This window comes from Pseudonocardia sp. ICBG601 (assembly GCF_020496245.1).
Window position 1 is genome coordinate 694,767 of the sequence record NZ_JAHLJA010000148.1, and the last position, 12,983, is coordinate 707,749.

12 protein-coding genes and 2 pseudogenes are annotated in these 12,983 nt (G+C 74.4%); 9 read left to right on the forward strand and 5 right to left on the reverse strand.

Annotation, left to right across the window (positions count from 1 at the left end; translation table 11 throughout):
- Positions 1-229 precede the first annotated feature (229 nt).
- The 3 genes from KPL57_RS32460 to KPL57_RS32470 all read right to left on the reverse strand — a co-directional run bounded on the left by KPL57_RS32460 (position 230) and on the right by KPL57_RS32470 (position 5,139).
- Positions 230-2,041, reverse strand: a complete 1,812-nt coding sequence (locus KPL57_RS32460) for a glycosyltransferase family 87 protein (RefSeq protein ID WP_374203859.1) — start codon at positions 2,039-2,041, stop codon at positions 230-232.
- Positions 2,038-4,455, reverse strand: coding sequence for a transglycosylase domain-containing protein (locus tag KPL57_RS32465; RefSeq protein WP_226354437.1), 2,418 nt, complete (start codon positions 4,453-4,455; stop codon positions 2,038-2,040). Before KPL57_RS32465 ends, KPL57_RS32460 begins: the two co-directional genes overlap by 4 nt.
- 288 nt (positions 4,456-4,743) lie before the next feature.
- Positions 4,744-5,139, reverse strand: coding sequence for a DUF5318 family protein (locus KPL57_RS32470; RefSeq protein WP_226354438.1), 396 nt, complete (start codon positions 5,137-5,139; stop codon positions 4,744-4,746).
- A 194-nt stretch (positions 5,140-5,333) separates the two neighbouring features.
- On the opposite strand from KPL57_RS32470, the gene KPL57_RS32475 reads away from it, so the two are divergent.
- The 4 genes from KPL57_RS32475 (at position 5,334) to KPL57_RS32490 (ending at position 8,845) form a co-directional block, all read left to right on the forward strand.
- A complete protein-coding gene (locus tag KPL57_RS32475) occupies positions 5,334-5,978 on the forward strand; it encodes a PadR family transcriptional regulator (protein ID WP_226354439.1) in 645 nt (214 codons plus the stop codon).
- A gap of 1 nt (position 5,979) precedes the next feature.
- Positions 5,980-7,059, forward strand: a complete 1,080-nt coding sequence (locus KPL57_RS32480; RefSeq protein ID WP_226354440.1) for an inositol-3-phosphate synthase — start codon at positions 5,980-5,982, stop codon at positions 7,057-7,059.
- Between the two features lie 364 nt (positions 7,060-7,423).
- Complete coding sequence (locus KPL57_RS70485) at positions 7,424-8,023, forward strand: C40 family peptidase (RefSeq protein ID WP_226354441.1); 600 nt, start codon at positions 7,424-7,426, stop codon at positions 8,021-8,023.
- Positions 8,024-8,125: 102 nt separating this feature from the next.
- Entirely contained in the window at positions 8,126-8,845 is a 720-nt protein-coding gene (locus tag KPL57_RS32490; protein ID WP_226354442.1) for an SDR family oxidoreductase, read from the forward strand.
- Between the two features lie 12 nt (positions 8,846-8,857).
- On the opposite strand, the gene KPL57_RS32495 is transcribed toward KPL57_RS32490, so the two are convergent.
- Positions 8,858-9,760, reverse strand: a complete 903-nt coding sequence (locus tag KPL57_RS32495) for a LysR family transcriptional regulator (protein WP_226354443.1) — start codon at positions 9,758-9,760, stop codon at positions 8,858-8,860.
- Between the two features lie 82 nt (positions 9,761-9,842).
- Between KPL57_RS32495 and KPL57_RS32500 the strand changes: the two are divergent.
- The 5 genes and pseudogenes from KPL57_RS32500 to KPL57_RS32520 all read left to right on the forward strand — a co-directional run.
- A pseudogene (locus KPL57_RS32500) lies at positions 9,843-10,703 on the forward strand (DMT family transporter); the annotation flags it as partial.
- Between the two features lie 127 nt (positions 10,704-10,830).
- A pseudogene (locus KPL57_RS70490) lies at positions 10,831-10,929 on the forward strand (DUF1707 domain-containing protein); the annotation flags it as partial.
- 87 nt (positions 10,930-11,016) lie between these two features.
- On the forward strand, positions 11,017-11,256 hold the full coding sequence (locus tag KPL57_RS70495) for a hypothetical protein (protein ID WP_226356731.1): 240 nt from the start codon (positions 11,017-11,019) through the stop codon (positions 11,254-11,256).
- A 50-nt stretch (positions 11,257-11,306) separates the two neighbouring features.
- The gene (locus KPL57_RS32515; protein WP_226354444.1) at positions 11,307-12,062 is read left to right on the forward strand and encodes a UPF0158 family protein; all 756 of its coding nucleotides are present in this window, start codon (positions 11,307-11,309) and stop codon (positions 12,060-12,062) included.
- On the forward strand, positions 12,059-12,514 hold the full coding sequence (locus tag KPL57_RS32520; protein WP_226354445.1) for a HEPN domain-containing protein: 456 nt from the start codon (positions 12,059-12,061) through the stop codon (positions 12,512-12,514). The genes KPL57_RS32515 and KPL57_RS32520 overlap by 4 nt, the downstream gene beginning before the upstream one ends.
- 23 nt (positions 12,515-12,537) lie before the next feature.
- Here the strand turns inward: KPL57_RS32520 and KPL57_RS32525 are convergent, their stop codons facing one another.
- The gene (locus tag KPL57_RS32525) at positions 12,538-12,966 is read right to left on the reverse strand and encodes a DUF805 domain-containing protein (protein ID WP_226354446.1); all 429 of its coding nucleotides are present in this window, start codon (positions 12,964-12,966) and stop codon (positions 12,538-12,540) included.
- Between the last annotated feature and the right edge of the window lie 17 nt (positions 12,967-12,983).

Consider the following 12,983-nt stretch of genomic DNA (forward strand, 5'->3'; position numbering starts at 1 on the left):
GACCGCACGAGCGGTGCGTCGACGTCACCAGGGGTGCGACGAGCGTCGGGGAACGGCGACCGCGGGAGAGTGCCCCGACCGCGAGGGGGTGCGGCGACCGCACGACAGGTGCGGCGACCGCCGGGGGTGCAGCGACCGGCACGACAGGTGCGGCGACCGCAAGGGCGCAACAACTGCCCGGGCGCGGCCACCGCACAACGGGTGCGGCGACGCGAGGAGCAGCCGCGGTTCAGTCCGCGGGGTCGCGCCGGGGGCGGGCCGCCCGGGACGGCCACGGCTCGGGTGCCGCCGCGCGGCCGGAGCGGCCGGAGCCCGCGGAACCGGCCGCGCCACCGGACGGGGACGTCCCGCCGGACCGAGTCGCACCGCCGGACCGGGTCACGCCGCCGGACCGAGTCGCGCCACCGGACCGGGACGCCCCGACGGAACCGGTGGCGCCGGAACCGCCGCCGTCCCCTCGCCGACGCCGCCCGCCCCGTGCGGGCACCGCCACGGCGGACGCCGCAGCGGCGGGCACGGCGGGAACGCGGGACCGGGAGACCCGCGGGCCGACCGGCCACACGGGCTCCGGGTCCCGGCCGGGGTCGGTGCCGGGCCGCAGGATCTGCCGGACGACGAGCACGCACAGCGCGACCACCACGGCGTCGCGGACCAGCACGGTCACCAGGAACGGCTCCGGCGGCAGTCCCTTGTTCGCGACACCCAGGTACTGGAACATCCGCGGCACCCAGACCAGCGCGTCGACGACCATCCACGCCAGCAGCAGCCGCCAGCGTGGCAGGGCGAGCACCGCGAGCGGGACCAGCCACAGCGAGTACTGCGGGCTCCACACCTTGTTGACCAGCAGGAACGCCGAGACCGTCAGGAACGCCAGCTCGGCGACCGCGGGCGGGCGCGGCGCGCGCAGCGCGAGCCAGGCGATCGCGGCGAACGCCAGCACCATGAGGACCGCGGTGACGGTGTTGAGCACGGTGGGGGACTGCCCGTCGCCGAGCGGGCCGTCGAAGCCGGACCAGCCGGTGAACCAGTACAGCGAGTACCAGATCGAGTCCGGGTCGGCCGGGCGCGTGCGGTTGAGCAGGAAGAACTCGACCCAGCCGCGCGGCCAGGCCAGCGCGACCGGGAGGTTCACCGCCACCCAGGCGAGGACCGTGGCGCCGATCGTCCACGCGGCTCGCGGGAGGCCGCCGTCGGCGCGGCGTCGCCAGCCGACGAGCAGCACCGGCAGCAGGAACAGCAGCGGGTAGAGCTTCGCCGCGCCGCCGATCCCGAGCAGCACCCCGGCCCAGACCGGACGGTCTCGGCGCAGCGCGAGCAGCGCCCCGGTCGCGAGCGCGACGGTGAGCGTGTCGAAGTTGGTGAACGCGTGCACCGCCACCAGCGGGGACAGCGCGACCAGCGCGGCGTCCCACGGACGTTCCGGGCGGAGCATCAGCACCGCCCACACCACCACCAGCCAGGCCATGGCCAGCCAGATCGCGGTGACGTCGAAGTAGACGACGACGTCGAGCGCGGTCGGCAGCGGCAGCCGCTCGGCCAGCCACTGCCAGCCGTCGGTCAGCTGCGCGTTGAGGTACTGGAACATCCCGGTGACCACCGGGTACTCCATGTACCGGGCGGTGCGGGAGCCGTCGGCGGCGGTCTCGAACCAGGCGTCGCGGTAGGGGACGGCGTCGTCGGCGAGACCTTCCAGCCCGTAGAGCGGGACGGTGTCGGAGTAGCACATCGCGACGTACTGACGGTCGTTGCGCCAGTCCAGCGCGAGCGCACCGTCGGGGGTGCGGTACTGCTGCAGGCAGGCCGCCTTGCCCAGCCAGCCCAGCGCCAGCACGACGACGGCGAGCAGCAGCACCACCCGCAGCGGGGTCCACCAGCGCGACCGTCCGACGAGTGCGTGCCGGCCCAGCGGGCCGCCGACGACCCGGCTGGCGGCGCGCGCCAGCGGCTCGGTCCAGGTCGGGATCTCCCGGTCCCGGACGCCCGCCCCCGGCGCGTCGCGGGGGGCGGGCGGTGCGGCTCCGGGCCGGCCGCCTGCGGTCAGTTGTCGCCCCCGCGGCCCGGACGGTCCCGGCCCGCGTCGGAGCCGGGCGGACCGTCACTGTTGCCGTCGTTGCCGGGGTCGCCGCTGCTGCCGTCGCCGGATCCGTCACCGGAGCCGTCGCCCGAGGAGTCACCCCGGTCGCCGCGGTTCCCGCGGTCGCCCCGGTCCCCGCGGTCGCCGTTGTCGCGGCTGTCGCCGGGCTCCTGGGTGGTGGTCGGCTGCTGGTCGTCGCCCTGCCCCGAGTCGTTCGAGACGGCCCGGGCCGGGGCCTGGCCGATCGGCTCGAAGTCGGAGAACTGCTCCACCGGCGTCCCCTGCAGCACGTCGTTCATGAACGACTGCCAGATCGAGCCGGGCAGCATCCGCCCGTAGACGGGGCGGCCCGCGGAGTTCTTGATCGGGGTGTTGTCGTCGGTGCCGACCCACACCGCGGTGGACACCGACGGGGTGTAGCCGACGGTCCAGGCGTCGTTGTTCTGGCCCTGGACGCTGCTCTGCACGGTGCCGGTCTTCGCGGCGACCGGACGCCCGTCCAGCCCGATCCGCGAGGAGCTCGCGACGTCGGTCATGGACTCGGTGACGTTGCGGGCGACCTCGGCCGGCATCACCTGCTGGCCGTTGTCGGTGCTGCCGCGGTCGTAGATGACCCGGCCGTCGCTGGCGGTGACCTTCGCGATCAGGAACGGGTCGCGCTTCATGCCGTCGGCCGCGAACGTGCCGTAGGCGGCGGCCATGTCCTCGGGGTGGACCTCGCGGTCACCCAGCGAGATGCCGCCGGTGGGGTTCGGCAGCAGGTCGGCGGGGATGCCGGCCTGGTGCGCGGCGTCGGCGACCCGCTGCGGGCCGACGTCGAGACCCATCCGGTAGAAGACCGTGTTGATCGACTTGGTCATGGCCTCCTTCACCGAGCACTGGCCGCAGCTCACGCCCTCGGAGTTGGTGACCGTGGTGCCGGCGAGCTCCTGGGGGGAGGAGCCGTCGTAGATCGTGCCGAGGCCGACCGGCGGGTTCGCCTGCAGCGCCGCCGCGAGCACGAACGGCTTGAACGACGAGCCGGGCTGCTTGAGCACCGAGGCGTAGTCGAGGCCGACGCCGTTCTCCCCGCCGAAGTAGGCAATGATCGCGCCGGTCTTCGGGTTCACCGACACCAGCGAGGACCGCAGGTTGCCGGGCTGGCCGTCCATGACCTTCTGGACGGCCGTCGCCGCGTCCTCCTGGGCCTTCGGGTCGATCGTCGTGGTGACCGTCAGACCCTGGGTGTTGATCTCGGTCTCGGAGATCCCGAGCTTCTCCAGCTCGGCGCGGGCCGCGTTGTAGATGTGGCCCTTGTCGTCGCCGGGGATGCCGCCGCCCTCGGCCGCGGAGGCCTCGCGCCACTGCGGGAACTTCTGCTGCGCCCGGTCGGCCTGGGTCATCCAGCCCTGGGCGACCATGCCGTCGAGCACGAAGTTCCACCGCTGCTGGGACATCTCAAGGTTCTTCGCCGGGTCCCAGCGCGACGGCGACTGGATCAGCCCGGCGATCATCGCGCCCTCGGAGGCGTTCAGGTCCTGGACGTTCTTCCCGAAGTACGCCTGGCTGGCGGCCTGGATGCCGTAGGCGCCGCGACCCAGGTAGATCGCGTTCAGGTAGTTGCCGAGGATCTGCTCCTTGGTCATCTCCTTGGACATCTTCGCGGCCAGCACGACCTCGCGGAACTTGCGGAACAGCGAGTACTGGTCGTTGCCGGTGGTCACCTTGATGTACTGCTGGGTGATCGTCGAGCCGCCGCCGATCCCGCCGGACAGCTGGTTGATCACCGCCCGCGCGATGCCGGTGATGTCGAAGCCGGGGTTGGAGAAGAACGTGCGGTCCTCGGCGGACAGCACGGCCTGCTGGACCGGCACCGGCACCTGGGACAGGTCGACGCTGGTCCGGTTGACGTTGTCCGGCCGGACGGTCGCCAGCGGGGCGCCGTCGGTGTAGGTGAAGGTCGCGACCTGGGTGACGGCGATGTCGTCGGCCTTGGGGACCGGGAACACCAGCCAGCCGATCGCGAACGCGACCAGCGGGCCGATCACCGCGAACGCGGCGAGCCCGATCACCCAGCGCCGGAGCCGGCGACGGCCGGGCTTCTTCCGCCCGTCACCGCCGTCCCCGGGACCGCGACCGTCGGGACGACCGGGCGGGCCGGGCGGGCGGCCGCCACCGCCGCCACGACGGGCGGCCGTGGCCGGTGCCGCCGCGGCCGCCGCGGCACCGCGGGCCGGCGGACGGCCGGTGCGCTGCGGGGCGGCCGTGCGCGGACCGGCCTGGGCGGGCCGGACGACGGGGTCGAAATGGCCGACCCCGGAGTCGTCGTGGGTCAGCAGCGGCGGAGGGGACTGGGGGACCGGGCGCGGCGGCGGCCCCGCGGGTGCGGGACGGCCGCCCACCGGTGGACGACCGGGGGGCGGGGGCATCGGGGGACGGGGGCCCACGCCCGGTTGGGGGGCCGGCGGGGGCATCGGGGGACGGGACCGCGGAGGACCGGGGGGCGGGGGCGGCGGCGGGGTGCGCCGGGGGTCACGCTCGTCGTTCACCGGGCGGCTCCGTGGGATGCGGTGGACCGGATCCGCAGTGGCCCGGGCCGGGGGTGCCCGGGGCGGAGGGGATCCGGCAGCGGACCGGCGCGGTGCGCGCGGTCCGGGTGGTCGTGCTCGTCGGGCAGGGCGCCATCGGACTCAGCCACCCGCACTCCGCCGGCCGCGGCGGGGGCGGCCGGTGCCGAGGACGAACGAGCGGACCAGGTGATTCCAGCGGCACTCGGTGCACACCTCGACGACGTGCACGGAGAAGTCGGCGACCTGCGCCGCGAGCTGCTCGAGGTCCGCCGCGGAGCGGGCCGAGCCGGAGACGTGGCGCAGGCTCTCGCCGAACACCCACGAGACCTGGGCGAGCTCGTCGTGCCGGCAGACCGGACAGGCCCGACCGGCGGCCGTGCCGTGGAAGCGCGCGGCGCGGAGCAGGTAGGCACCCGCATCGCACACCTCCTCACGGCCGACCCGGCCGGCCCGGACATCGGCCAGCAGAGCACGGCGCTGCAGGGCGTAGTCCACCACCTGTCGCGGGCTGAGCACCCGACCAGGGTACGCGGGACGGACCCGCGGACCCATCGCCGTCCCGCACGGGCCCCTGCGGGCACGACCGTTCCGTGCCTGGTCGGGGCACTCGTCCGGTCCGTGACCGCCTGTGATGACGATCATGGAGGGAACGGATCGATGTATCGGACCGATAGGATGACCGGTCGGCGGTCCGCACGGAGGAGGTCGCGATGCTGGACTTCGCGGTCCTCGGCCTGCTCCAGGACGGTCCGCTGCACGGGTACGAGCTGCGCAAGCAGCTCGGCCGCAGGCTCGGCGGCTTCCGCGCGTTCTCCTACGGCTCGTTGTACCCGGCCCTGCGCCGGCTGCTCCGGGCCGGGTCGATCGCCGAGACCACCGACGAGGCGGGTGATCAGTACGGACGCGCTCCGGGACGGCTGCGACGGGGCAGGCGGGTCTACCGCATCACCCCGGCGGGCCGGGACCGGTTCGCGGCCATGCTCGCCGAGGCCGGCCCCCAGGCGTGGGAGGACGGAAGCTTCGACGTGCACCTGGCGTTCTTCGCGCGGACACCGGCGGAGACCAGGATCCGGATCCTGGAGGGCCGCAGACGGGCCGTCGAGGAACGCCGGGACGGTCTGCGCACCGCGCTCGGCAGGCCCTGCGAGGGGGTCGACCGCTACACCCGCGAGCTGCACCGGCTCGGGCTGGAGTGCTCCGAGCGCGAGGTGTGCTGGCTGAACGAGCTGATCGCGACCGAACGGGCCGAGCAGGGCGCCGCGGACGGCCGCGACGAGAGGACCTTCCCCGGCGGCGGGCCATCCCGGCCCGCGACCGGCGGGGTACGACAGGACGAGACAACAGGAGGAGCCTGACATGAGCCAGGTTCGGGTGGCGGTCGTCGGCGTGGGCAACTGCGCGGCGTCGCTGGTCCAGGGGGTTCACTACTACGCGGACGCCGATCCGTCGGCCCAGGTCCCCGGCCTGATGCACGTCGACTTCGGCGGGTACCACGTCCGGGACGTGACCTTCGTGGCCGCGTTCGACGTCGACGCGAAGAAGGTCGGTCAGGATCTCGCCGACGCGATCTCGGCCAGCGAGAACAACACGGTCAAGATCGCGGACGTGCCGCCGCTCGGGGTGACCGTGCAGCGCGGTCCGACCCTCGACGGTCTCGGCCGCTTCTACCGGGAGACCATCACCGAGGCCGACGGCGAGCCCGTCGACGTCGTGCAGGTGCTGCGCGACACCGGGGCCGACGTGCTGGTGTCCTACCTGCCGGTGGGCAGCGAGGACGCCGACCGGTTCTACGCGCAGGCCGCGCTGGACGCGGGCGTCGCGTTCGTCAACGCGCTGCCGGTCTTCATCGCCTCGGACCCGGAGTGGGCGGAGAAGTTCCGCGCCGCCGGCGTCCCGATCGTCGGCGACGACATCAAGTCCCAGGTCGGCGCGACCATCACCCACCGGGTGCTGGCGAAGCTGTTCGAGGACCGCGGCGTGCAGCTGGACCGCACGATGCAGCTCAACGTGGGCGGGAACATGGACTTCCTGAACATGAAGGAGCTCGAGCGGCTGGAGTCCAAGAAGGTCTCCAAGACCCAGGCCGTCACCTCGCAGGTGGACCGGGACATGGGCAAGGGCAACGTGCACATCGGCCCGTCGGACTACGTGTCCTGGCTGGACGACCGCAAGTGGGCCTACGTCCGGCTCGAGGGCCGCGCGTTCGGTGACGTCCCGCTGAACCTGGAGTACAAGCTCGAGGTCTGGGACTCCCCGAACTCCGCGGGCATCATCATCGACGCGGTGCGGGCGGCCAAGATCGCCAAGGACCGCGGCATCGGCGGACCGATCCTGTCGGCGTCGAGCTACTTCATGAAGTCGCCGCCGGAGCAGTACCGCGACTCCGAGGCGCGCGACAAGGTCGAGGCGTTCATCCGGGGCGAGATCGACAACTGATCCGTTTCTCGGTACAACGGCCCGGGGACGACCGCGCAGGTCATCCCCGGGCCGTTGCCGTACCGGAGACGTTCCGGAAGACGACATTACCGATCCGGAATGTTCTCGTTATTCGTCGTGAGCGCAGTCATGCAATGAATGTGCTCTGCGTCATTTATCCGAGCGATATCTGTTCGTAATGTGCGGTCCGGCCTTGTGCGACCACCGCCCATCCGGGGTGAGGGGTGCAGGGTCACCGCCGGGCGACGACGCGGGCGGGTCGTGAGTGCCGTCCGGTCCCCACCGGAACTCCCCCTTCGTACCGGCGCCCACGGGTCCCGCCCCGACCGCTCCTCCGGTGGTGCAACATCCCGAGGACCCCACCGTGCCCCAGCGTCATTCCGCTCCGGCGCTCCGCGTCGCCGTCGTGGCCACCACCGCCGCCGCGGCCGCAGTTCTGTCCGTGCTCCCCGCCGCCACCGCGGCCCCCACGGACGCCGCCTCCGCGGCACCCGCCGCGGAGACCGTGACCCGTGACGTCGCCCCGGCCGCGAACGTCCTGCCGGCGCTGGGCGCGAACCCGGCCGCGCTGTCGGTCTCCTCCGCGGCGCAGGCCGCGGCCCCGGCCGCGCAGGCCGCCGCCGCGCGCAGCGGCGCGATGTCGACCGCGATGGCCCAGCTCGGCAAGCCCTACCGCTGGGGCGCCACCGGCCCGAGCGCATTCGACTGCTCCGGCCTGGTCCGCTACGCCTTCGCCAAGGCCGGCAAGGACCTGCCCCGCACCAGCCGGGCCCAGGCCCAGGTGGGAACCCCGGTGTCGAAGTCGAACCTGAAGCCCGGTGACCTGGTCTTCTTCTACAGCCCGGTCAGCCACGTCGGCATCTACATCGGCGGTGGCCAGATCGTGCACGCCTCCACCAGCGGCCAGCCGGTGAAGATCTCCGACATCGACCGGATGCCGTTCAACTCGGCCCGCCGGGTCTGAGAGAAGCTTGCGGAACGAAGCTCAGCTCTGAGCGCGCACGCTCCCCGGTGCGACCGGCCCCGTCCTCGCGCAGGACGGGGCCGGTCGTCGTAGGTTCACCGGGTGACCGCTCCCCGCCGCCCGCTCGCCCTGATCACCGGTGCCTCCCAGGGCATCGGCGCCGCCACCGCCCGGCTGCTCGCGCCGCGCTACGACCTGGTCCTGGGTGGCCGGGACGAGAAGCGGCTGGAGACCCTGGCCGGCGAGCTGACCGAGGCGGGCCCGGTCGCGGTCCGCACCGTGGCGGTGGAGCTCACCGACGACGACGCGCTGGCCACGGCCCTCGACGGCATCGACCGGCTCGACGCGCTGGTCCACTCGGCCGGGGTCGGGGAGCTGGGCACCGTCGCGGAGACCACCGCGCAGACCTGGCGCCACCAGTTCGACGTCAACGTCGTCGCGGTCGCCGAGGCGACCCGGCTGCTGCTGCCCGCACTGCGCGCGGCGGGTGCCGACACCGGCGCCGACGTCGTGCTCGTCAACTCCGGCTCCGGGCTCACCGCCCGCGCGGGCTGGGGGTCCTACGCGGCGAGCAAGTTCGCGCTGCGCGCGTTCGGCGACGCCCTGCGCGCCGAGGAGTCCGGGCACGGCATCCGGGTCACCTCCGTGCACCCGGGCCGGGTGGACACCGCGATGCAGGAGCGGGTCGTCGCCCACGAGGGCGGGGAGTACGACGGCTCGCGGTTCCTGCGCCCGGAGTCGGTCGGTGCCGCGATCCTGGCCGCGCTGACCGCGACCCGCGACGCCCACCTCACCGACATCGTGGTCCGCCCCCAGGGCTGACCTGCGCCGGGATCACACCGGGGCCGGTCCCGCCGCCACCGCGGCGTGCAGCTCCGCCAGGGCCGCCTCCACCGGCGGTGCGGCGGCGACGGCGTCGCGGACGACGGCCAGGATCGACCGCACCGGGGTCGGCCGCACGACCGGCACCGCACACGTCCCGGCGGGGAGGTGGGCGGCCCCGAGGCGCGGCAGCACGGTGAGCCCGATCCCGGCGGCGACGAAGGCGAGCGCGGTCGGGTAGTCGTGCGCCTCGACGTGGAACGGCGGCCGGAACCCCGCCGCCGTGCACGCCTCGACGAGGTTGCGGCGGCACCAGCCGCGGGCGAAGTCGTTGTCCACCCAGCGCTCGCAGGCCAGCTCGGCGAGCTCGACCTCGTCCCGGCCGGCGAGCGGGTGCCCCACGGGCAGGACCGCCACGTAGGGGTCGGAGAGCAGCGGGGTCACCGAGAAGCCGGGCCAGGCCGCGAAGTCCGGCCGTTCGACGGCGATCTGCACGTCGGCACGGTCGGCCGGGTCGTCGGGCAGCCACTCCCGCAGCCGCAGGTCCAGCCGGACGCCCGGGAAGTCGCCGGTCAGCCGGCGCACCACGCGGGGCAGCCAGGCCGAGCCCACCGAGGCGAAGTAGGCCACCGACAGGGTGCCGGTCCGCCCGGCCCGCAGGTCGGCGACGACCGCCTCGGCCTCCCCGATCCGGGCCAGGACCAGATCCGCCTGCTCGGCCAGCCGGACCCCGGCCGCGGTGGCCCGCAGGCCGCGCCCGGCCCGTTCGAACAGGGTCAGCCCGGTCTCCCGCGCGAGGGTGGTGACGTGCTGGCTGACCGCCGACGGCGTGTAGCCCAGGTTCGCGGCCGCGGCCTGGACCGAGCCGCTGGCGACGACGGACCGGAACACGCGCAGGCGGTGGGTGTCGAGCACGATTCGACAGTACAGCGGCACTGAATCCAGGAGAAGGAATCATCGCTGGTGCTGAAGTATCCGGAGCGCCAGGCTGGTCCCCATGAACCGCTCGACCCGTGCTCTCCCGGCGCTCGCCGCGTCGGTCACCGTGGTGTTGTGGGCGTCGGCCTTCGTCGGCATCCGTGCCGTCGGGCACGACCTCTCCCCGGGCACGCTCGCCGCGGGCCGGATGCTGGTCGGGGCGCTCACCCTGACCGCGATCCTCACCGTGGTGCGGGCGCGGCGACGCGCCCCGGCCCCGCCGGCACCGCGCGGACGCCTGCTGGCGGCGGTGGCGATCTGGGGTGCGGCCTGGTTCGGCGTCTACAACCTCGCGCTGAACGCGGCCGAGCGGCACCTCGACGCCGGCACCACCGCGCTGCTGGTGAACGTGGCGCCGGTGGTCGTCGCCGTCCTGGCCGGGCTGCTGCTCGGGGAGGGCTTCCCCGCGCGGCTGCTGGCCGGGATGGGCGTCGCGTTCGCCGGGGTGGCCCTGATCGCGGCGGCCTCCTCCGCCGGGGGCGCCGACCTGTCCGGGGTGCTGCTGGGGCTGCTCGCCGCACTGGTCTACGCGGGCGCGGCCGTCGCACAGAAGCGGCTGCTGCCCCGGGTCGACGCCCTGACGATGACCTGGACGGGCGCCGTCGCCGGGGCCGTCGCGCTGCTGCCGTTCCTGCCGTCGCTGGTCGCCGAGCTCGCCACCGCGCCGCCGACGGCCGTCGCCGGCGTCGTCTACCTGGGGGTGTTCCCGACCGGTGTCGCGTTCCTGACCTGGGGGTACGCCCTGACCCGCACGACCGCGGGCCGGCTGGCCGCCACCACGTACGCGATCCCGCCGCTGGTGGTCGGGCTGTCCTGGGCGCTGCTCGGGGAGGTACCCGCACCGGCCGCGCTCGCCGGCGGTCTGCTGTGCCTCGTCGGCGTCGCCGTCGCCACCCGTTCGGCCCCGCCCCGGGGGCGGGGATCGTCCGAACGACAGACCCCCGTGGCCCTCCCCGTCGCTACGCTCGACGGGCATGGGGGAGTCCAGGGACGACGAGCGGTCCGTGATGCGGGTGTCGGACGCCGACCGCAGCGAGACCGCGGAACGGCTGAAGCTGGCGCACGACGAGGGCCGGCTGTCACTGACCGAGTACGACGAGCGGTTGCAGCAGGCCTACGCGGCGACCGTCCGCGCGGACCTCGACCGGCTGGTCACCGACCTGCCCGCGGTGGAACGCACGACGTTGCCGTCGGTGCGTGCCGAGACGGCGCAGGTGGAGAAGGCCGAAGCGAGGCGTGAGCACCTCACCGAGTGGCGCTCGTGGGCCGGCACCTCGGTCATCCTGACCGGCATCTGGGTCGTCACCGCGTTCGCCTCGTCCTCCGGCGGGGAGGGCCTCCCGTTCTTCTGGCCGATCTTCCCGATCGGGATCTGGGGGGCGGTCCTCGTGGCGCACTTCTTCTTCGGCTCCGGGGAGAAGGAGGACGACTGAGGGGCCCGCGGCGGCTGCCACGCGCACCGGACCGGGCATAGAGTCGCCCCGTGCTCGACCCCGCCCGCCTCGACCTGTCCGCGCTCGCGGACGCGCTCGAGGACCGCACGCCGGAGGTCACCTGGTACCTCGACCCGGCCGACGCCGAGGTGCACGGCGTGTCCGGCGACGACCGGCCCGGTCCGGACTGGGTGGAGATCCGGCCGGTGACCAGCCGGGAGTCCTACCGGGACATGTCCGACTTCACCGCGGGCGTGCAGCACCGCCGGGCCGCGGCGCTGCTGGACCGCGCGATCGACGGCCGGGGCGCGTTCCGCCGGTTCAAGAACACGTTGTTCGAGTTCCCCGAGGTCCGCGACCAGTGGTACCGCTTCCGCGACGCCCGTTCCCGCCGGCGCGCGGCGGACTGGCTGGTCGCGGCCGGCCTGATCGGCGCCGACGACGGCGAGCGGCTCCGGGCACGCCACCCCGACCCGGACCCGTCCAACGACGACGTGCCCGCCGCCGTCGCCGACGACCTGGCCCTGCTCTACGGCCCCCGGCTGCGCCAGGTGCTGCTGTTCGGGTCCTGGGCCAGCGGGGAGGGCTCGGTCGAGTCCGCGATCGACCTGCTCGTGGTGCTCGACGACGACGGGTTCCCGATCCTGCCCTGGGAGGAGGTACGCGCGATGGACGACGTGCTGTGGCAGCACACCCGGCGGACCGGGCTGACGATCAGCGTGCTGCCGGTCGGCCAGGGCGAGCTCGTCCGCGCCGCCGACCCGACGGTCGTGCGTGCCCGCGCCGAGGCGGTGCGGGTCCGGTGACCCGGCGGGTGCACGGCGGGATCGCGCGGGCCCGGGTCGAGCTGGGCGGGGCCCGGGTGCTGGCCGAGAACGGCTTCGGCGACGCCGCGGTCTCCCGCGCGTTCCACGCCGCGTTCCGGGCCGCCGAGACCGCGCTGCTGGTGCTGGGGGAGACCCGCGCCGAGCACTCCGAGGTGGTCAGCGCGTTCGTGCGCCGGGTGGTGCGGGAACGGTCGCTGGACCCGCGGGCCGGGCGGCTGCTGCGGTCGCTCTACAACCGGCGGGCGCTGGCCGACCACTCGGACGTGACCGCTCCGGCGGCGGAGGCGCGGGCGGCCCTCGACGACGCCGCGTTCGTGCTCGACGCCGTGGAGGCCTGGCTCGCCGAGCCGGCCCTGTCCGGGCCGCCGGACCCGGGGAACGGGGCGACCCGGCGGCCGGAGAAGCCGGTCCGGCGCGGGTCCCGCGCCTGACCGGCCGGGTCCGGCCCGCTGCCTCAGCGGAACTGCGGCGGGACCCCGTACGGCCCGGCCTGCGGCGCGACGAACTGCGCGGGAGCACGCTCGGCGCGCTTCGGGTCGTCACCCCAGGCGTTCTGACGGTGCTCGCCGTCGGCCGCCAGCCACACGATCAGCAGCACCACCCCGACCAGCGGGACGAGGCCGATGAAGTACCACCACCCGCTGCGGCCGGTGTCGTGCAGCCGCCGCACCAGGAGCGCGATCGCGGGCACCAGGTGGACGAGTGCGACCACGGTCGCCAGCACCGGGGCGCCGAGCAGCTGCGTCGTCCCCAGGACCACGTCCAGGGTCCCGGCGACGAGGTAGATCCCCAGGTAGACCAGGGCGAACATCCAGTACTCGGCCCGCCGGGCGCGCCCCCGGAAGTCGGAGAACCCGCGCATCGCCTGCAGGTAGTACGTCATGACGTGGCCCCTCTCGC